The following is an 18,795-nucleotide window of genomic DNA, read 5'->3' on the forward strand; positions in this document are numbered from 1 at the left end:
CGTCGCCATGCTAGGGCGCAGACGGCAGGGGAAACAGAGGCTAGAATTCCGGACACATCGGACGTTTCGTTCCGCAATTCAAGGCGCAGAACTCAAGGAGAGTGCGTGGACAACCTCAGCGGAATCTCGGTTTTCGTGCAGGTTGCCGAAACTCGCAGCTTTGTAGCGGCGGGGCGGCAATTGGGCGTGTCATCGTCGGCGATTGGCAAAAGCATCGCGCGCCTGGAACAGCGCCTGGGCGTCAGGCTGTTTCATCGCAGCACCCGCAGCATTAACCTGACGGCGGAGGGCATGCTGTTCCTGAACCGCTGCCGGCGCGTGCTCAATGAGCTGGAAGCGGCGGAACTTGAGCTGTCGAACACCAGCAGCGAGCCACGTGGCACGCTGCGCGTGAGCCTGCCCTTGGCCGGGCAGTTCTTGTTCACGTTGTTATCCCGCTTTGCCAAGCGATACCCGGACATTCATCTGGAACTGGATTTCAGCGACCGACTGGTGGATGTCGTGGAGGAGGGCTTTGATGCGGTGGTCAGGACCGGTGAGTTGAATGACTCCCGTCTAGTGGCGCGACGCTTGGGTGCTTTCCGTTTCCTGCTGGTGGGCGCCCCGACCTATTTCCAGACCCAGGGTGCGCTCCTGGATGCCGGCGACTTGAGCAACCATGACTGTTTGCTGTACCGGGTGCCATCCACCGGCAAGCTTGAGCGCTGGCCGCTACCGGACAAAGCTCACAACGGCGCGCAGGACCTGCGGGCCGTGCTGATCAGCAACAACATCGACATGCTCTTCAATGCCGCCATGGAAGGGCGAGGCATTGCATGCCTGCCGGAATTTGCCGTGAAGGATGCTCTGGAGGCTGGAGCATTGCAGGCCGTACTGACTGAAGAGGTCACCCGCACCATTCACTTCAGCGTGCTGTGGCCGCCGAACCGCTTCATTACGCCCAAGCTGCGCTGTTTTGTGGATTTCATCTCCTTGCATATGTGAGTGTGCGAGTGGTGTCGGATGCGGGCGGGTTGGATGTAAATCGTCGTGCGGTATCCCGATAGTGCATGGCGGCTGGCCGTCGATGAAAAGATGCGACGACAAGACATCCACAGCAGGGGAACAGATATGAGTTGCGAAGGACCGATCAACGATGCAAACGCACGTGGCATCGATGTGTCGCGCTGGCAGGGAAACATCGATTGGGCGCGCGTGGCGGGCGCGGGTGTCACCCATGGGATAGCGAAGATGACGGAGGGTGGCGACTACACCGATCCCAAGTTCGTCGAAAACTTCCAAGGGATGAAAACGAACGGCCTGAAGGCCGGCGTGTACCACTATTTCCGTGCGCTTAGCAGCACGCCGTGCGAGCAACTGGCCAATATCAAGGGCCGGCTCGCCGAAGTGGAATTCAACGTCGGGCAGGACATCCTGGCCATTGATGTCGAGACCAATCGCAACGAAGGGGCCACCCCGGATCAGATGGCTGATGCCCTGTTCCAACTGGTGACGCTTGTCAGGGTGTCGCTGCTGGAGGGTGCGTATCCGCATATTTATGCGTCGCCCAGCATCTGGAGCAACAGGGTGGCCTGGCGCAAATATGCCTTCAGCGAATGCCCGCTGTGGATTGCCCATTGGGGAGTCGCTGACCCCACCGTGCCGCAAACCTGGAGCAAACACGGCAAGAGCTGGCAGTGGTGGCAGCACAGCAGCAAGGGTCAGGTCGAGGGTATCCAGGGCGCGGTGGATCTGGATTGGGTCAAGCCTTGAAGGCAAGCAGCACAACGGCCCCGATTGGGCCGTTGTTCCAGGCGCGATACCCCTGCGCTGATAAGGTCGCTGGCATATTTTGGCCGTCAGCGTCGCTGCGATAGGACCTGATCCGTTACTGGCTACATTCCTGTAGCCAGCTCCGAAGGGTGGTGACTGCGCGTTGTTCAACAGAATTTCCAAACAACATCGCAATGAGGCAGGCGTATCAGCAACGGGTTCTCATCGAACTCAAACCCGTTGCCTCAAAGCCCTGTAGCGCTTTACTTGAGCGTGACGTCAAGCATCGGTGGGATGTAACCGTAGTCATACTCGGCGACCACGAATGTCTGCTGCCCCTTGATCTTGATGCCCACCGTTGGTGCCTCGGTGCCGCCGATACGCATCGTTGTCCCGCTTTCGCCGGTAGGTACGCTGTCGATAAAGGAAGTCACCAGGCCGTTGGGCATCACGCAGTGGGAGTAGGTCTGGAAGGGCTGGGAAGACGGGTTGCCCAGGACCAGGCCGGAACCGTTCAAGGGCACGTAAGGGCCGAACAGCGAGTCTGCGACAAAACCGTATACCCCGTCTGGCCCGGTTACCCCGTCGGCATAGGTGAAGGTGTGGCTGATGGTGAACAGGTAGTACTTGCCGTCCTGGAACACGAAGTGCGGACGTTCGGTCTGGTCATTGACGCCGACTGCGGTCAGCAGCGGCGGCAGCATTTCCCAGTCGTCTCCATCCTCATCACGGGCCACGGCGATACCGACGCAGGCCGTCTGGAAGCGCGAATTGCCGACGTCTTCATAACCCGGCGGCACATCGCCGATTTCCGCTTTACCCACCGTGTGCGAGCCACGCTCGCCAGCCACGTTGCCCTCGAACAGCATGTACAGCTTGCCATCCTTCGGGTCGCGGAACGGCCACGGATCGCGGAACCCCCAGAAAGCGTTCTGCGCTTCGGTCTGGTACATCTTGCCGTCGGCCTCGAACAGCGGCTTGACCTTCTCGAAGCCCACCAGGCTGACGCCATGCTCGGTGGTCACCACGCGGCCACGCACCTTGACGATGGTCGCGCCTGGCGTGACTGCGGTGTAGTACAGGTCCACTTCACCTTGTTCGTTCAACAGGATCGGCGTGCCGGCCCATTCACGAACGGTGGGCGAAACCCCTTCAGCCATGACCCGGCCGCCGAGTTTCCAGTCCTTGCCGGTGCGGGAGAACCAGTAGTACATCTTTGCCCGACCATGGCGATCGTTCCAGTCGCGGGTGATGTCGTAGTTGCCATTCTGATCGAGGTATTGCGGGTCGGTCGGGTGGCGGTCTGCGGTCAGGGTGAAGATCACCGACCAACCATCGACGGAGGTGATGTTGCCGTCGATATCACGCAGCGGCATGGTGTCCCAGATAAACACCTTGTCGCTCAGTACCGGGAAGTCGGCACTCACCAGTGGCTGGGTGGTGGTGGGGTCGTCTGCGCGGACTTTCAGCGCATCGGCGCGGGTCCACAGGCTGGGTTGATGGGGCGTTTTGCCAAATTTTGCGGTGATGCTTTTCATAAGGTAAACCTCGTCCATGAAGGTAGATAAATACTGTATTCATATACAGTAATTTGACTTTAGAAGACTCTATCCTTCGGGTCAAGGAGAAAAATGCATTTATGCATAATTAAAGCTTTTAGGTGAGCTGATACGTTTCACCTGAAGGTTTTTATGGAAGTTTGGCGCTGTGTAGGCGCCCTTACGGTCCTGGGTTTAAATGGATGACGGTAATAAGCGCCGCACTTGCCACTACCATGAGCCAACGCTCATGCTCAGCGTTTTCCAATCACTCGCCGGACACCCACCCATGAGAGACCTGCCGCCGACCGCCACACTGCGAGCGTTTGAAGTTGCCACCCGGCACCCAACCTTTACGGCGGCCGCGCAGGAACTGCATGTCACCCAGAGCGCTGTCAGCCATCAGCTCAGGCATCTGGAGGCGTTGTGGGGGCTGCCGTTGTTCGAACGTGGCAAGGCATTACGCCTTACGGCGGCAGGGGCCACGCTGGCGCCTATCGTGCGGGAGTTCTTCATGAGCCTGGAGGCCACCCTCGGCGATCTGCGCGAGCAAAAAGGCAGGGTGCGCCTGAGTGTCAGCACCACCTACTCCTTCGCGTTGAAATGGCTGCTGCCACGCTTGCCGAACCTGGCTCGCCAGCACCCCGAGCTGTTGGTGTCGCTGCACACCACGGACGACATCATCCACTTTTCCGGCAACCAGGCCGATGTTGCGATCCGGCTGGGCAAGGGTAATTACCCGGGCCTGCATACAGAGTTTCTGTTTGGCGAGCAGGTGTTTCCGGTGGCCAGCCCCGAATTGCTGCGGCGTATGGGGATACCGCGCAGCCCGGAAGAACTGTTGCAGTTTCCGCTGCTGATCCGCGACGGCGCCGAGCTGGCGCCGAAATGGGAGGTCTGGTTTGACAGTGTCGGGCTGGCCTTTTCGCCGCTCAAGGAAAGCGTCAGGTTTGGCGACACCAACATGACGGTCGAGGCCGCCTTGCTCGGCCACGGCGTGGCGTTGGTGCGCAGTCGGCATGTGGAGAACGAAATCAGCGATGGCCGCCTGGTGCGGCTGTTCGATGTGCCGTTCCCATCGCCGCTGGCCTACTATTTCGTGTGCCCCAAGGGCATCGAAGCGCAGCCGCATATCGTCAACTTTCGCCGTTGGTTGAGCAGTGAGGCGCTGAAAGTGCAATGAGCCGGGTGTGAAGATTTGCTCATGCTGCGATGAAGAGACTTCGCTGAAGGCAGGGCGTTGGATTGCTAGGATGGCGCATGCCTATTCATTTGATCTGCCTGGTGCTTTTCGCCGCGCTGCTGCATGCCAGTTGGAACGCACTGCTGCGTGGCGGTGCCGACCGACTCTGGTCAATGACGGTGATGTGCATCGCCATCGCCATCACCTGCCTCGTCGCCGCTGCGTTCCTGGTGCCGCCCGCTATTGAAAGCTGGGGCTATGCGCTGCTGTCGGCATTGCTGCATGTGGGCTACAACCTGTTTCTGGTGCGCAGTTACCGGGTCGGTGACCTCGGGCAGATCTATCCGATATCCCGTGGCTCGTCGCCTGTGCTGATCACGCTTGGAGCTGCCGTTTTCGCCGGCGAAAGCATCACCCCCGGCGAGTTGCTCGGTATTGCGCTGGTGTCAGGCGGGATTATTTCCCTGGCGTTCCGAGGCCGCAGGCTGTCGGTGCCCAGCTTGCCCTATGCGCTGGGCACTGGCTGCTTCATCGCCGCCTATAGCGTGGTTGACGGCATTGGCGCCAGGCTCTCCGGCGCGCCGCTCGGCTACACGGTGTGGATGTGCGCGTTGTGGGGCGTGCTGATGCCAGTGGTGTACATCGGCCTGCGCGACGCCCGCAGCTTGTTCCGCGTGCGGCCCGGCACAGTGACCGCTGTGGTCGGCGGGCTGGTCTCGTTGCTAGCCTATGGGACTGTCATCTACGCCATGAACGAAGCGCCGTTGGGCGCGGTGTCGGCGTTGCGCGAAACCAGCGTGTTGTTCGCGGCGTTGATCGGCTACCTGTTCCTCGGCGAGACGCTCACGGCACGGCGGGTTCTGGCGTGCGCAGTGATCGCCAGTGGCATCCTCATTATTGGTTGATAAGGCTGACGGCTCAGGCGTTTATTTCTAGTAAGTTAGGGCTATTAGATATAAATCGTTTGAGCACGAAGAGCTAAGGAACCCTGCACCGAAGTGGGGATCATTGTTAAAAGGCACTGGCAGGAAAGTTTAAACTGATCGCACTAAGTCTTCAGCGTTGTTAGCACACCGATCAGCGAATGCCTGATTTGAAGGGGCAGCGAGGCTGCCCCTCCTTCTTTCACTCAAGAGCCCGACTTCCGGCCGCCGCCATGGCTGTTCTGCCCGCCTTTACGGCCCGCCTCGGACGCTTTGTCACGGTCATTGGCGAAGTTGCCGCCCGACGATTGGCCGCCTTTTTTCCCTGCTTCGGATGCTTTTTCGCGATCGTTGGCAAAGTTGCCTGGGTTTTTATTGCCTGTAGTCATGACAGTTCTCCAGTCGCTAAGTTAACGTTTCGTTAGTTGCCCGTTATGGCATCGGGCATCTATTCCGATAGCGACGCCAGCAGAAATGTTTTACTGATTTTTATAACAGGCGACGAACGGCAGATAAGCCGTGAAAGTTGTACAAGTTCGCCGTCTTGACGCCGCTTCGTATAAGTTTTTTCCGTTGCTGCATGCCGGCAATAACAGCGTTCACGCCATTCGTCTTTTTCGTTGCACTTGAACTCCATGGGCCGGCTCAAACGAGGTTCCCCTCTTTGTGAACTGGAGATTTTTTGCCATGAACCATGACCTATCCAACCCACAGCACCGACCAGTAGAACCGCTCGATAAGCCGAATGACGATGGTTGCGTGATCGGCACCGCCGGACGTGACGAAGACCCAAACGCAACCACTGACTGGGACCACCCCGACAGCCATGCGACCGCTGTCGAGGCCACCGTGACGCCGCCTAACGGCACGCCCGGGATCGACACCGTTCCAGAAGCGGATGATGCCAGCTGAGCAGCAGCGCCGCCGTTTCGCTTGTTGTGCAACGGTTAACCGCTCGTCGTGATGCGCAAATTAATTTTGAAATTTTTCACGCGCCGCTCGCTTCCCATGAAAGGTAGGCGCGCATTCCCAAGATGCCGCCACTTTCAGTAAGCCTGAGGAGATTTGTTGATGTTCCTACATAACAAGCGACTTCAATACACCGTACGTGTGGCCGAGCCCAACCCGGGTCTGGCGAACCTTTTGCTCGAGCAGTTTGGCGGAGCTCAAGGTGAGTTGGCGGCCGCATCCCGTTATTTCACCCAGGCCTTGGCTGAGGACGATCCAGGGCGCAAAGACCTGTTGATGGACATCGCCACCGAAGAACTCAGCCACCTGGAGATCGTCGGCTCGATCATTGTGATGCTCAACAAGGGCGCCAAGGGCCGAATGGCCGAAGGCGTGGAAGAGGAGGGCGAGTTGTATCGCTCACTCAACGGCGCCGGCAATGACTCCCACATCACCAGCCTGTTGTACGGTGCGGGGGCGCCGCTGATCAACTCGGCCGGGGTGCCCTGGACAGCGGCTTACATCGACACCATCGGTGAGCCCACGGCGGATATGCGCTCCAATATCGCCGCCGAAGCACGCGCCAAAATCGTTTATGAACGGCTGATGAACGTCACCGACGATCCAGGCGTGAAGGATGCCCTCGGGTTCCTGATGACCCGTGAAATCGCACACCAGATCTCCTTTGAAAAAGCGCTGCATTCGATTCAGCCGAATTTCCCCCAAGGCAAGTTGCCAGGCAAGCCGGAGTTCACTCAGGTGTACTACAACATGTCCCAGGGCGCGGAAGACCTGCGTGGTCCTTGGAACCAGGGCGATGAATGGGAGTTCGTGGAGAGCCCGCAACCTGCGGTCGATGGCGGTGATGGCACGGCCAGCGTGCAGCTGGACGCCGACGACGAAGCGCTGCTGAGCGCGATGAAAATCCGCACCGCCTCCGACCCTACCAGCGACCCCACCACCGGCGCTGACCTGGGCGCGGGCCTTCAGCCCAAGCCTGATCTTTGATGCGCGGCAGCCGCACGCTTTCGGGCGTGCGGCTCTTTTATTGGCTTGAAGAGGAGTAACAAGATGGCGACCCCACAGGAAAACCTGCTCGACTGGCTACGCGATGCCCATGCCATGGAGCAACAGGCCGAAAAAATGCTCAAGGCACAATCGGAGCGACTGGAACATTACCCGAAGCTCAAAGCCCGGATCGACGAGCATATTCAGGAAACCCTCGGCCAGCAGGCGCTCATCGATGAATGCCTGGCGCGCCTGGGCGGCAGCGCGTCGACCTTGAAAGACATGGGCGGCAAATTGATGGCGTTCGGGCAGGCGGTTGGTGGCTCACTGATGAGTGACGAGGTGATCAAGGGCGCGATGGCCGGCTATGTGTTCGAAAATATGGAGATTGCCAGCTACACGGCGCTCATAGCGGCCGCGAAAGTAGCCGGAGACGCCGAGACACAAGCGGCCTGCGAAAAGATCCTGCCCCAGGAAATTGCAATGGCCGAGTGGCTGCTCAAGCATCTGCCCGAGCTCACCCAGGCATTTCTGGAGCGCTCTGCAGCCCCTGACACAGAGGCCAAGCGCTGAGGCTGCGCGCGGCGCCCCACCGGCGCCGCGCGTGATTGAGTCCACGCTGGCACTGCGCTGCATTTTCACGGTCAATGGAACACGCACCACTCATCTGGAGGTGAACCGTGACCACAAAGAAAAAGCCCTCAGTCGGCGGTGACGCATTGGCGGTGCTTTCTTCCGACCGTAAAGATCTGTTCTTCGCCGCCATGCAAGCCAGCCACAGCGCGATGATCGTGACTGACCCTGGGCAGCCCGACAACCCGATCATCTTCGCCAACCCGGCGTTCCTGTCTCTGACCGGGTTCGAGCATGACGAGGTGATCGGGCGCAATTGCAGGTTGCTGCAAGGACCGGAAACCGACAAGAGTGCCCTGCGGCAGGTGCAGCGTGCGCTTGAGCAACATCATGAAGCCTGTGTTGAGCTGCTTAATTACCGCAAGGACGGCTCGACCTTCTGGAATGAGATATTCATCTCGCCGTTGTTCAACGAGCGCGGCCAACTGGTGTACTTTTTTGCCTCCCAACTGGACGTGAGTCGGCGTCACGATGCGGAACTGCGCGTGCGCCGCGTCCAGGACCTCGAAGCGCTGGGGCAACTGACGGGTGGCATCGCCCATGACTTCAATAATTTGCTGCAGGTGATGGTCGGGTACCTGGAGCTGATCCAGCAGAGCGCCAAGCGCCCCGGCAGCGACCCGCAGCGCATCGTCAACAGTGCCAGCCGTGCCCAGGCGGCCGCTGAAAAAGCGCAAACCCTGACTCAGCATTTGCTGGCGTTCTCGCGCAAGCAGCGGCTCGACAGCCGGGTGATCAATCTGAACACCTTGTTGAGTCGCCCCGATTTCAAGGGTGTGCTGCATGACGTAGAGCTGCAGGTGGAACTCGCCGACGATCTGTGGAACTGCTGCATTGACCCTGCCCAGGCAGAGCTGGCGGTGCGGCACCTTCTGTCGAATGCTCAGGATGCATTGGAAGGGTGTAATGAGCCGACAGTGACGGTTAAAACCCGCAACGTCCAAGTGCCGGGCGAGGTCGGTGCTGAACGCGATGGCCTGGCTGAGGGCCGTTACGTCATCATCTCGGTGTCTGATAACGGCAACGGCATCGCCGAGGATATTAAAGATAAAGTCATGCAGCCGTTCTTCACCACCAAGGAAGAAGGCAAGGGCTCGGGCCTGGGACTGTCGATGGTGTATGGCTTCGTCAAGCAATCGGGCGGCACGGCGCGGATCCATTCCTATCCGGGTATCGGTACCACCATACGCCTGTACTTTCCGGCCGATGACAGCCAGCCCTGGGTCGAGCAAACATCCGCCACCGCCTCACTGCAGGGCCACGAGAACATCCTGATCGTGGAGGACCGGCCCGAGGTGGCGGAGTTGGCGCAAGTGATCCTGTCTGACTACGGTTACCGGACCGGTATCGCGCACACCGCCGCCGAAGCATTGAGCATGCTCCAGAGCGTCCCGTATGACCTGGTGTTCAGTGACTTGATCATGCCGGGCGCGATGAATGGGGCGGTACTCGCGCGTGAAGTATCGCGCTTGTATCCCCACGTCAGGATCCTGCTCACGACCGGCTATGCAAAAGACGCATTGGAGCGCGCGGAAATACAGGTGCATGAATTCGAGCTGATTCAAAAGCCCTATCAACCCACGGACCTGCCCCGAAAAATCCGCGCGGTGCTGGATGCCGGATCTACGGGGACAGCCGACACGGTTAGCGGAGTACTGCCAGCGACAGGTTGAGTACCAGCACCAGCAGAATCGAGCATCCAAATACCCTGCGCGCCCAGCCGGGCGGGTCCGTCAGGCGCGTGGCGCTGGCAGCGAGCGCCATCCAGTAACCGCAGAACCCGAGCATCAGCGCGAAATACACGGCGTTCATCTGCGCAACCACGCCCAGCGCCATGGTGCTGGCAAGGAACGCCAGCATGTACGCGTGTATCTGTCGGTGGGCCTCGGGCAGGCTCAGCAGGGGCAAGCGCGCGGCGCGAAAGTCCTCGCGACGCATCACGGTGATGGCATGGGAGTGAGGCATCTGCCAACAACAGAACACCAGCACCAGCAGCATCGCCGTGGCGTCGAACCGACCGCTTACCGCGCAATACCCGATCACCGGCGGCATTGCCCCGGAAAGGCTGCCAATCAGGGTTGCCCAGTGGGAGCGCCGCTTCAGCCAGTAGGTATAAACGCCTGCATAAACGACCAGCCCAACCAGTGCCAGGGTGCAGGCCAGCATGTTGCTGCCAGCCCACAGCAAACCGAAGCCGATGACACCCAGGGCGATGGCGTAGCTGACGGCGGCGGGCACGCTGATGGCGCGCAGTGCCAGCGCGCGGTGGCAGGTACGCACCATGCGTCGGTCGATATCCCGGTCGGCACAATTGTTGATGACACAGCCGCAGCCGATCACCAGTGCGGTGCCAAGCAGGGTGGCCAGCAAGTGGGCGGGATTCGCCAGATGGCCACTGCCCGCGAGGAAGTAGCCCCCCAGCACCGACGCGAGATTGCCGAAAATAATCCCCGGCTTGGTCAGTTGAACCCCTACATTGAACAGCCCCAGCCAGTGTTTCAGTGCGCCAGCATGTTGTGATGAATACTGTTCATGATCCATAGCGAAAGTCCTACCAGCAGAAGGATGATGACCGCCGAGAAAATCAGCGCAATCAGGTTCCAGCGTTGCTCCTCGGCGGTATCCAGATGCAGGAAGAACTTCAAGTGCACCACGATTTGTATCGCGCCCAGCGCCACCACCAGCCAGGCGGTGGTGGTGCGTGGCAGTGACGGGAACATCACCATGGCGAACGGGATCAGGGTGAGCAGCACCGACACCAGGAAGCCGACCAGGTAGGAGCGGCTGCTGCCATGGCTGCTACCTGCGCTGCTGTGAACCGAACTTTGTTTGTACATGTCACACCACCCCCAACAGATAGACCACGGTAAAGACGCAGATCCACACCACGTCCAGGAAATGCCAGAACAGGCTCAGGCAACTGAGCCGGGTGGCGTTGGTGCTGGTCAGGCCACGCTGGTGCACCTGCACCATCAGCACCGCCATCCACACCAACCCCGTCAACACGTGCGCGCCGTGGGTGCCGACGAGGGTGAAGAAGGCGGTCAGGAAGCCACTGCGGTCCGGCCCATATCCCTCTTCAATCAAATGATGGAATTCGTTGATTTCCATGGCGATAAACCCGGCCCCCAGCACGAAGGTGAGCCCCAGCCAGCGCAGAACCTGGGACTGCTGGCCACGGTTCATCGCGAGCATCGCGTAGCCGTAAGTGATGCTGCTGAGCAACAGCAGCATGGTTTCACCCAGCACATAGGGCAGCTCGAAAATGTCCGCACTTGAAGGGCCGCCCGCCACGCTGTCGCGCAACACCGCATAGCCGGCGAACAAGGTCGCGAACAGGATGCAGTCGGTCATCAAGTAGATCCAGAACCCGAACAGGCTCAGGGAACCGGCGTCTTCATGCCCTTGTTCGTGGGTGTGGGCGATGTCTTTTTCGATCACGATATTGGACATAAGAGTCAAGCCTCTGCCAGGTCTTTGAGACGGGCCGTTTCGATGCGCGCCACCTCTTCTGCGGGCACGAAGTAGTCAGTGTCTTCGTCGTAACTGCGCACCACGAACGCAACCACCGACGCCACCAGACCGAACGCCGCCAACCACCAGATATGCCACACCAGGGCGAAGCTGCAGATCAGCGCGAACACACTGATAACCAGGCCCGACGCGGTATTGCGCGGCATATGGATGCTGCGATAGTCGGTGTGGCTCAGGGTGCTCACGCCGCGCTCCTTCATGCCCCAATAGGCGTCCAGGTCGTCAACCTTGGGTTGCTCGGCGAAGTTGTACACCGGCGGCGGAGAGGAGGTGGCCCACTCCAGCGTGCGCCCGTCCCACGGATCGCCGGTGAGGTCGCGATACTGGGGGCTGTGGCGGTTGCGGATGCTGACGAACAGTTGCAGTGCCTGAGCGGCCACGCCGCAGAGGATGATCGCCACCCCGACCAACTCCAGCAGCAACCAGGGCCGCCATTCCGGGTTGTCGAAATGGTTGAGGCGCCGGGTCATGCCCATGAAGCCCAGCACGTACGACGGCATAAAGGCGAAGTAGAAGCCGATCAACCAGCACCAGAACGCGATGCGCCCCAGCTTGTCGTTCAAGCGGAAGCCAAAGGCCTTGGGGAACCAGTAGGTCAGGCCGGCCATATAGCCGAACACCGCGCCGCCGATGATCACGTTGTGAAAGTGCGCGATCAGGAACAGGCTGTTGTGCAACAGGAAGTCGGCGCCGGGAACTGCCAGCAGTACCCCGGTCATCCCGCCGATGCTGAAGGTCACGATAAAGCCCATGGTCCACAGCATCGGGGTTTCAAAGCGCACTCGGCCACGGTACATGGTGAACAGCCAGGTGAAGATCTTCACCCCGGTCGGCACGGCGATGATCATCGTCATGATGCCGAAGAACGCGTTGACGTTGGCCCCCGCACCCATGGTGAAAAAATGGTGCAGCCACACGATGAACGACAACACGGTAATCGCGATCGTTGCCCATACCAGCGACACATAGCCGAACAGCCGTTTACTGCTGAACGTGGCGGCAACCTCCGAAAATACCCCGAACGCCGGCAGGATCAGGATGTACACCTCCGGATGCCCCCAGGCCCAGATCAGGTTGACGTACATCATCGGGTTGCCGCCGGCTTCGTTGGTAAAGAAATGCATGCCCAAGTAACGATCCAGGCTCAGCATCAGCAGGGTGGCGGTCAGGATCGGAAACGACGCCAGGATCAACACCGAAGTGCACAGCGCATTCCAGGTGAACACCGGCATCTTGAACAGGGTCATGCCTTGGGTACGCATCTTCAAAATCGTGACGAAGAAATTCACCCCCGTCAGTAGCGTGCCTATGCCGGATATCTGCAAGGACCAGATGTAGTAATCCACCCCCACACCGGGGCTGTACGCTAACCCGGATAACGGCGGGTAGGCGACCCAACCGGTTCGCGCAAACTCACCGATCCCCAGTGAGACGTTGACCAACGCGGCACCGGCCACGAACAGCCAGAAGCTCAGCGCGTTGAGAAACGGGTAGGCCACATCGCGTGCGCCGATCTGCAACGGCACCACAACGTTCATCAAGCCGACCACGAAGGGCATGGCCACGAAAAAAATCATGATCACGCCGTGGGCGGTGAAGATCTGGTCGTAGTGTTCCGGCGGCAGATAACCCGGCCCGCCACTGGCGGCCATGGCTTGCTGGGTGCGCATCATGATCGCGTCGGAAAAACCGCGCAGCAGCATCACCAGTGCCACGATGATGTACATGCAGCCGATCTTTTTGTGGTCCACCGAGGTGAACCACTCGCGCCACAGGTAACCCCATTTGCGCTTCCAGGTAATGGTCCCCACCATCGCCACACCGATCAGGCCGATAATGGCCAAGGTGTACATCACGATGGGTTCAGTGGTTGGAATCGCGTCCCACGACAGTTTTCCGAACATTGTTACCGCTCCTCAGCCAGCAGACTCGGGTGTTGATCGGCGCGCGTTTCAACGCCGCTCACGGGCGCGCGCTTGGGTTTATTGGCCTTGTTCATGCCTTCGTATTTATCGACGATGTCCAGGAACAGCCGCTCCTGAACCGCCGAGTAGTAGGTCACCGGGTGCTTGATGGTGGGCTTGGCCAATTGCGCATAGCTCGTCTGGTCCAGCGGCGTTGCGGCGCCCTTGACCTTGCTCACCCAGCTTTGGAAGTCGGCGGGGCTCAGCGACAGGGTGGAGAAATGCATGTCGGAAAAACCGGGGCCGTTGTAGTTGGCGGCGATGCCCTTGAATTCGCCGGTCTCGTTGGCGATCAGGTGCAGCTTGGTCTGCATGCCGGCCATGGCGTAGATCTGCCCGCCCAACGCCGGGATGAAGAAGGAGGTCATGGCCGCATCGGACGTGATGGTGAAACTCACCGGCGTGTGCACCGGCAGGGCCAGTTCGTTGACGCTGGCGATACCCAGGTCGGGGTAGATGAACAGCCACTTCCAGTCAGTGGCCACCACTTGCACATTGATCGGCGGCGTGTCCGAGTCGAGCGGGCGATAGGGGTCGAGGGCGTGGGTGGTTTTCCAGGTCACCCAACCCAAGGCGATGATGATCAGCAGCGGCACGCCCCACACCACCGCTTCGATTTTGTGGGAGCTGGCCCAGCGTGGCGAGTAACGCGCTTTTTTATTGGTGGCACGGTAGCGGTAGGCGAATACGAACATCAGCACGATCACCGGCACCACCACCAATAACATCAGGCCCGTGGCGAGGATAATCAGGTCACGTTCATCGGTTGCAACCTGGCCCTTGGGGTTGAAGACCACCAAGTTGCAGCCGGTCAATAAGAAAGTGCTGGCGAGATAGACCAGGCAATAACCCATCGTTCGTTTCATGCCTTGCTCCTGTTGTGAAAACATCCGTGATTGCGCTTTCGAACAATTTGAATGGGGCCCTCAGGGGTTGGTTTAACAAAATGTTACGTCGCCTGACGAACGGTTTAACAAGCGAAACGCTAATGAGGCTTCTATAAAGTTCGCCTTGGAAAAAACACGGAATCCCTGCTAAAGAGTTCAGGTCTTAGTTGAAAGACCAACCCCTAACGGTCTTGGAGAACAGCTATGTTCATTCGCGGCAATACCTATAACGCCTGGGCCGCAAAAGCACTGGACGAAGAGTGCTTTACCCAGGAAGTGGAAAACGGCTGCCATATCGAAGTCAGGGCCCGCGAGCGGGAGGATGCCGATATCGAAGTGCTGCTGTGCGTTTACACCGCTACGGGCCAATGTGTCGCTGAGCGCACCAAGCAGTTACCGGGCGCGGAGTGGACAGTGCCTGACGCGCTCAAGCGTGGCATCGACCAGGCCGAAAGGATTGCCGGCGGCGAATCCGGTCGATTGCCCTGCGCCGACGCACACGGTCACGACGACGACTGACGAAGCGCCTGCGCTGGATTCGCACGAATAAAGGAACTTTGGTGACGCGGGCATTTTCCATTGTAGATAGCCCTGCCTCAGCCGGCCCGTGCCCGCTGATCGCTGAACGCAAACCGCCGCCAGAGCCGCCCCATGACCGAATCCACTCTCAGCCACGCCGAACCTTCCAAGCCGTCCTTGCGCCGCGCCGTCACCGGCCCGATGTTGTTCCTGTTCATCCTGGGCGATGTGCTCGGCGCAGGCGTGTATGCGCTGGCCGGCACCATCGCCGGCCAGGTGGGCGGGGCGATCTGGGTGCCGTTGCTGGTGGCGCTGTTCTTCGCCATGCTCACGGCCGGCTCCTACGCCGAGTTGGTGACCAAGTACCCGCACGCCGGCGCCGCTTCGGTGTTCGCCGAGAAGGCGTTCAAGTCACCGCTGGTCTCGTTCCTGGTGGGCTTTTGCATGCTCGCAGCGGCCGTGACCAGCGCGGCCGGTTTGTCACTGGCGTTTGCCGGGGACTACTTGGCGACGTTTATCGACGTCTCCCCCCATGTGGCGGCGCTGGTCTTCCTGGTGGTGATTGCGCTGTTCAATGCCCGTGGGATCAAGGAGTCGCTGGGGGCCAATATGGTCATGACGTGCGTGGAACTGTCCGGGCTGTTGTTGGTGGTAGTCGCTGCGGCGTGGTGCTTCCAGGCCGGTGAAGCCAACCTTGGGCGGGCGTTTGAATTCAAGCCTGGCGTCAATCCCATGCTGGCGGTGCTGGGCGCTGCGTTGTTGGCGTTCTATTCGTTTGTCGGCTTTGAGACGTCGGCTAACCTGGCGGAAGAAATCCGTGGGGTGCGCAAAATTTACCCGCGTGCGTTGTTCGCTGCGTTGATCACGGCCGGTATCGTGTATATGGCGGTCGGTGTTGCTGCATCGGTGGTGTTGCCGATGGACAAGTTGACCGCCACTTCGGCGCCGTTGCTCGAAGTCGTGCGGGCCTCGGGCTTGAACATTCCACCCCAGCTGTTTGCCTTCATTGCCTTGGTGGCGGTGGCTAACGGCGCTTTGCTGACGATGGTCATGGCCAGTCGCCTGACCTACGGCATGGCGCGCATGGGGCTGCTGCCGGAACCGCTGTCGCGGGTGCTGTCCAAGCGCCGCACGCCTTGGGTGGCGATCATCGCCAGCACAGCCGTGGCGATTGCGCTGACCTTGACCGGCACGCTGGCGGCGTTGGCTGAGACGGTGGTGTTGTTGCTGCTGTTTGTGTTTCTCAGTACCAACCTGGCGGTCTTGGTGTTGCGCCGTGACCGGGTCGAAGAACGGCATTTTCGCGTGCCGAGTTGGGTGCCGGTGTTGGCGATTGTGTCGTGTCTGATCCTGCTTAGTCAGCAGAGTCTGGACACCTGGCTGCGGGGTGGGGCGTTGATGGTGCTGGGGGTGGTGTTATATGGATGTAATCGGCTGGTGGCGCCTGCTGTTCAGGAGCCAAAGGCTCTCTAACTGACGCGCCGCGTTCCAATGATGCTGGATCAGAACGAGTCCATATCCGTTGCTGCGGTAACGGATATGGACTCAGTCAACCCCAACTCTCATCAGGGCCTGAACACTACCCGCATACACTCATCAGACTTCTCCTTGAACATCGCGTACCCCTGCGCGCCATCTTCCAGACTCATCGGATGGGTCAACAGATAAGCGGGATCCAACTCGCCTTTCTGAATATGCTCAAACAACCTCGTCGCATAACGCTGCCCCGGCTGCTGCCCGGCTTTCAACGTCAGGGCCTTGTTGACGATCGCCCCCATGGGAAACTTATCGAGCAACCCCCCATACACCCCGACCACCGACACCGTGCCGCCTTTACGGCAAGCACGTATGGCCTGCCTGAGCACACTGCCGCGTTCGGTGTGCAGCCTGAGCAATTGCTTGGCCTTGTCATAGGCATAGTCGATCTCGGTACCGTGCGCCTCCATGCCCACGCAGTCGATGCAGCGGTCCGGCCCACGGCCACCGGTCAGTTCCAGTAAGGCGTCATGCACATTGGTGTGCTCGTAGTTGAGCGGGATCGCCTTGCCGCGCTCTTGTGCCAGGCGCAGCCGGTCCGGATATCGGTCGATCGCGATCACCCGTTCTGCGCCCAACAGATAGGCGCTGCAAATAGCCATCTGACCCACGCCGCCGCAGCCCCACACCGCCACGGTATCGCCGGGCTGGATGCCGGCATTGTCCGCCGCAAAGTAACCGGTCGGCGCTGCATCCGACACGAACAGCGCCTGCTCGTCGCTGACCCCGTCGGGCACCTTGAACAGGTTGACGTCGGCGAACGGCACCCGCACGTAGGTGGCGTGGCTGCCGGGGTAGCCACCGAAGGCATGGCTGTAGCCGAGGATGCCGCAGCACGGCTGGCCGTACATAAGGTCCGTCGCCGAAGGGTTGGGGTTGGAGTTATCGCAACAGGAGAAATCGCTGCGTTGGCACGGTTCGCAATTGCCGCAGCCGATGATCGAAATGGTGACCACTTTGTCACCCAGGCGCAGGTCCGTGATGCCTTTGCCCACCTCGACGACTTCCCCCATGAATTCGTGGCCGATGATATCCCCGGGCTTCATGGCCGGTACGTAGCCGCCGAGCAAATGCAGGTCGGAACCGCATACGGAAGACAGCGTGACGCGAATGATTGCGTCACGCGGGTTGAGGATCGTCGGGTCGGGAACGTTGTCGACTTGCAGTGTATTCGGTGCTTGCCAAGTGAGTGCGCGCATCAGTGATTTCCCCCTTCAATGGCGACGCCGGTTTTGACTGCCGGGTGATCGGTGGTCACCTGGTCGTCGGCGGCGTGTACGTAAAAAAAGTCGTCATCCTGTTCCGGTCTGAGGCGGTTGTTGCTGACCTCGCCGGTTTCCAGTTGCTGTTTCACCGCCTGCAATGCATTGAGCAAGGCTTTGTCACTGAACAGGCTGATTGCACGAGCGAGGCCATAGCCCAATTTGCCCATGGCCGGCTTGCAGACCACCACCGCTTTGACTTGCGTGCCACGGCTGGCGGGAGCGGGGGTCAGTGAGACGGTAATGTCGTGCGCCCAGCGCGCATCGCCTGGGGTTTTCCAATGCAACACGGCCGACTCCTGGGCTTGGGTCTGGATCAGCGTGCACTGCACGCGTTTGCCGACGGGAGTGCGGAGCGTCCAGCGTGTGGTATCCGGCGCCAGTTGCTCGATGCTGTCGACCCAGCGCAGCAGCGGGCCAATCTGCTCGGGCCGGGCGAGGAAAGCAGACACCTCTTCGAGCGGGCGACCTATTGTGATACTGCGCGTGATCGCCTCGCTGATCGGCCAGTGATGCTCGCGACTGAACTGCTGTTCGAAGGGGGTTGGCGTCAGTGCCTGCTTCAGCGTGCAATGGCCGGCCGTACCGCGAACTAACGCGTAGGCGCCTGCTGCAGTCTGCAATGCGCCGCCCAATCCGCCGGTGCGCCAGCCGTTCAGCAGCAGGGCAGCGCCGGCCGTCAGCGAAAGTCTGCGTTCGGCCTTGGTCAGCGTGCCGCGTCGATGGGTGTCTTCAGAGGTATGGTGCGCTATCAGTGGATGCTCAGTCATGTTGCAGTCCTCCAACGGGTGTGTGTGCGGTAGAAAATCCGCCGCCGTTTGAGGTTCCACAACATTTTGCGTAGGGGGATGAAAGGTGTCAGCGCCTAGGGAGGGTTCAGAAGTCCGCGAGGCGGCATGCGGCGACGCGCGAAGTCGTCCCAGCGCTCAGGCTCACGCTGTTCGCCACAGCGCATGCACACATATACATCCGGTTCCAGGCCCAGATAGTAGCCCTTGCGTATATAAGGATGATCGCACGCAACTGGCCGATAGCCTTGGCCCGTCCGACTACACTGCTTAGTCATATAAACTGCCCTGAAAAAAAGCCCGCACTAAGTACGGGCAAG

At 60.0% G+C, this 18,795-nt stretch carries 19 protein-coding genes; 10 read left to right on the plus strand and 9 right to left on the minus strand.

Features of this window, described 5'->3' with window-relative positions; translation table 11 throughout:
- Window positions 1-105 precede the first annotated feature (105 nt).
- On the plus strand, window positions 106-984 hold the full coding sequence (locus C4J88_RS10640; protein WP_124406874.1) for a LysR family transcriptional regulator: 879 nt from the start codon (window positions 106-108) through the stop codon (window positions 982-984).
- A gap of 126 nt (window positions 985-1,110) precedes the next feature.
- Window positions 1,111-1,752, plus strand: coding sequence for a glycoside hydrolase family 25 protein (locus C4J88_RS10645; RefSeq protein ID WP_124406875.1), 642 nt, complete (start codon window positions 1,111-1,113; stop codon window positions 1,750-1,752).
- A 263-nt stretch (window positions 1,753-2,015) separates the two neighbouring features.
- Here C4J88_RS10645 and C4J88_RS10650 read toward each other — a convergent pair whose 3' ends face one another.
- Entirely contained in the window at window positions 2,016-3,290 is a 1,275-nt protein-coding gene (locus C4J88_RS10650; RefSeq protein WP_124362326.1) for a glycoside hydrolase family 68 protein, read from the minus strand.
- Window positions 3,291-3,579: 289 nt separating this feature from the next.
- Between C4J88_RS10650 and gcvA the strand changes: the two genes are divergently transcribed.
- Both gcvA and C4J88_RS10660 read left to right on the plus strand, forming a co-directional pair.
- The gene (gene gcvA, locus C4J88_RS10655; RefSeq protein ID WP_124406876.1) at window positions 3,580-4,473 is read left to right on the plus strand and encodes a transcriptional regulator GcvA; all 894 of its coding nucleotides are present in this window, start codon (window positions 3,580-3,582) and stop codon (window positions 4,471-4,473) included.
- Window positions 4,474-4,550: 77 nt separating this feature from the next.
- Window positions 4,551-5,378, plus strand: a complete 828-nt coding sequence (locus C4J88_RS10660; protein WP_124406877.1) for a DMT family transporter — start codon at window positions 4,551-4,553, stop codon at window positions 5,376-5,378.
- Between the two features lie 224 nt (window positions 5,379-5,602).
- Here the strand turns inward: C4J88_RS10660 and C4J88_RS10665 are convergent, their stop codons facing one another.
- Window positions 5,603-5,785 carry a general stress protein gene (locus tag C4J88_RS10665; RefSeq protein WP_124366593.1) on the minus strand — a complete coding sequence of 61 codons (183 nt, stop codon included), beginning with the start codon at window positions 5,783-5,785 and terminating at the stop codon, window positions 5,603-5,605.
- 298 nt (window positions 5,786-6,083) lie between these two features.
- Here C4J88_RS10665 and C4J88_RS10670 point away from each other — a divergent pair, with 298 nt between their 5' ends.
- The 4 genes from C4J88_RS10670 (at window position 6,084) to C4J88_RS10685 (ending at window position 9,658) form a co-directional block, all read left to right on the plus strand.
- The gene (locus C4J88_RS10670; protein WP_124366594.1) at window positions 6,084-6,308 is read left to right on the plus strand and encodes a hypothetical protein; all 225 of its coding nucleotides are present in this window, start codon (window positions 6,084-6,086) and stop codon (window positions 6,306-6,308) included.
- 159 nt (window positions 6,309-6,467) lie between these two features.
- Entirely contained in the window at window positions 6,468-7,352 is an 885-nt protein-coding gene (locus C4J88_RS10675) for a manganese catalase family protein (RefSeq protein ID WP_124370313.1), read from the plus strand.
- Between the two features lie 63 nt (window positions 7,353-7,415).
- Entirely contained in the window at window positions 7,416-7,925 is a 510-nt protein-coding gene (locus C4J88_RS10680) for a ferritin-like domain-containing protein (protein WP_124366596.1), read from the plus strand.
- A gap of 107 nt (window positions 7,926-8,032) precedes the next feature.
- The gene (locus C4J88_RS10685) at window positions 8,033-9,658 is read left to right on the plus strand and encodes a histidine kinase famiy protein (RefSeq protein ID WP_124406878.1); all 1,626 of its coding nucleotides are present in this window, start codon (window positions 8,033-8,035) and stop codon (window positions 9,656-9,658) included.
- On the opposite strand, the gene cyoE is transcribed toward C4J88_RS10685, so the two are convergent.
- Genes cyoE through cyoA form a run of 5 tightly spaced genes read right to left on the minus strand, consistent with a single transcriptional unit; the run spans window position 9,630 to window position 14,349 of the window.
- Complete coding sequence (cyoE, locus tag C4J88_RS10690) at window positions 9,630-10,526, minus strand: heme o synthase (RefSeq protein WP_124406879.1); 897 nt, start codon at window positions 10,524-10,526, stop codon at window positions 9,630-9,632. The two genes, C4J88_RS10685 and cyoE, sit on opposite strands and share 29 nt — an antisense overlap.
- Window positions 10,484-10,822 carry a cytochrome o ubiquinol oxidase subunit IV gene (gene cyoD, locus C4J88_RS10695; protein ID WP_124366599.1) on the minus strand — a complete coding sequence of 113 codons (339 nt, stop codon included), beginning with the start codon at window positions 10,820-10,822 and terminating at the stop codon, window positions 10,484-10,486. The genes cyoE and cyoD overlap by 43 nt, the downstream gene beginning before the upstream one ends.
- Before the next feature lies 1 nt (window position 10,823).
- Window positions 10,824-11,438, minus strand: coding sequence for a cytochrome o ubiquinol oxidase subunit III (locus C4J88_RS10700; RefSeq protein WP_124370317.1), 615 nt, complete (start codon window positions 11,436-11,438; stop codon window positions 10,824-10,826).
- A 5-nt stretch (window positions 11,439-11,443) separates the two neighbouring features.
- Window positions 11,444-13,423: a cytochrome o ubiquinol oxidase subunit I gene (gene cyoB, locus C4J88_RS10705; protein WP_124362338.1), complete on the minus strand. Its 1,980-nt coding sequence runs from the start codon at window positions 13,421-13,423 to the stop codon at window positions 11,444-11,446.
- A 2-nt stretch (window positions 13,424-13,425) separates the two neighbouring features.
- Complete coding sequence (cyoA, locus tag C4J88_RS10710) at window positions 13,426-14,349, minus strand: ubiquinol oxidase subunit II (protein ID WP_124406880.1); 924 nt, start codon at window positions 14,347-14,349, stop codon at window positions 13,426-13,428.
- Between the two features lie 225 nt (window positions 14,350-14,574).
- On the opposite strand from cyoA, the gene C4J88_RS10715 reads away from it, so the two are divergent.
- Window positions 14,575-14,889 carry a hypothetical protein gene (locus tag C4J88_RS10715; protein ID WP_124370319.1) on the plus strand — a complete coding sequence of 105 codons (315 nt, stop codon included), beginning with the start codon at window positions 14,575-14,577 and terminating at the stop codon, window positions 14,887-14,889.
- 132 nt (window positions 14,890-15,021) lie between these two features.
- Window positions 15,022-16,362, plus strand: coding sequence for an APC family permease (locus tag C4J88_RS10720; protein WP_256659109.1), 1,341 nt, complete (start codon window positions 15,022-15,024; stop codon window positions 16,360-16,362).
- A gap of 92 nt (window positions 16,363-16,454) precedes the next feature.
- Here the strand turns inward: C4J88_RS10720 and C4J88_RS10725 are convergent, their stop codons facing one another.
- Window positions 16,455-17,624: a zinc-dependent alcohol dehydrogenase gene (locus C4J88_RS10725; protein WP_124406881.1), complete on the minus strand. Its 1,170-nt coding sequence runs from the start codon at window positions 17,622-17,624 to the stop codon at window positions 16,455-16,457.
- Window positions 17,624-18,457, minus strand: a complete 834-nt coding sequence (locus tag C4J88_RS10730) for an SRPBCC family protein (protein ID WP_124406882.1) — start codon at window positions 18,455-18,457, stop codon at window positions 17,624-17,626. The genes C4J88_RS10725 and C4J88_RS10730 overlap by 1 nt, the downstream gene beginning before the upstream one ends.
- Window positions 18,458-18,795: the final 338 nt, after the last annotated feature.

Source organism: Pseudomonas sp. R4-39-08 (assembly GCF_003852275.1).
Classification (GTDB): Bacteria; Pseudomonadota; Gammaproteobacteria; order Pseudomonadales; family Pseudomonadaceae; genus Aquipseudomonas.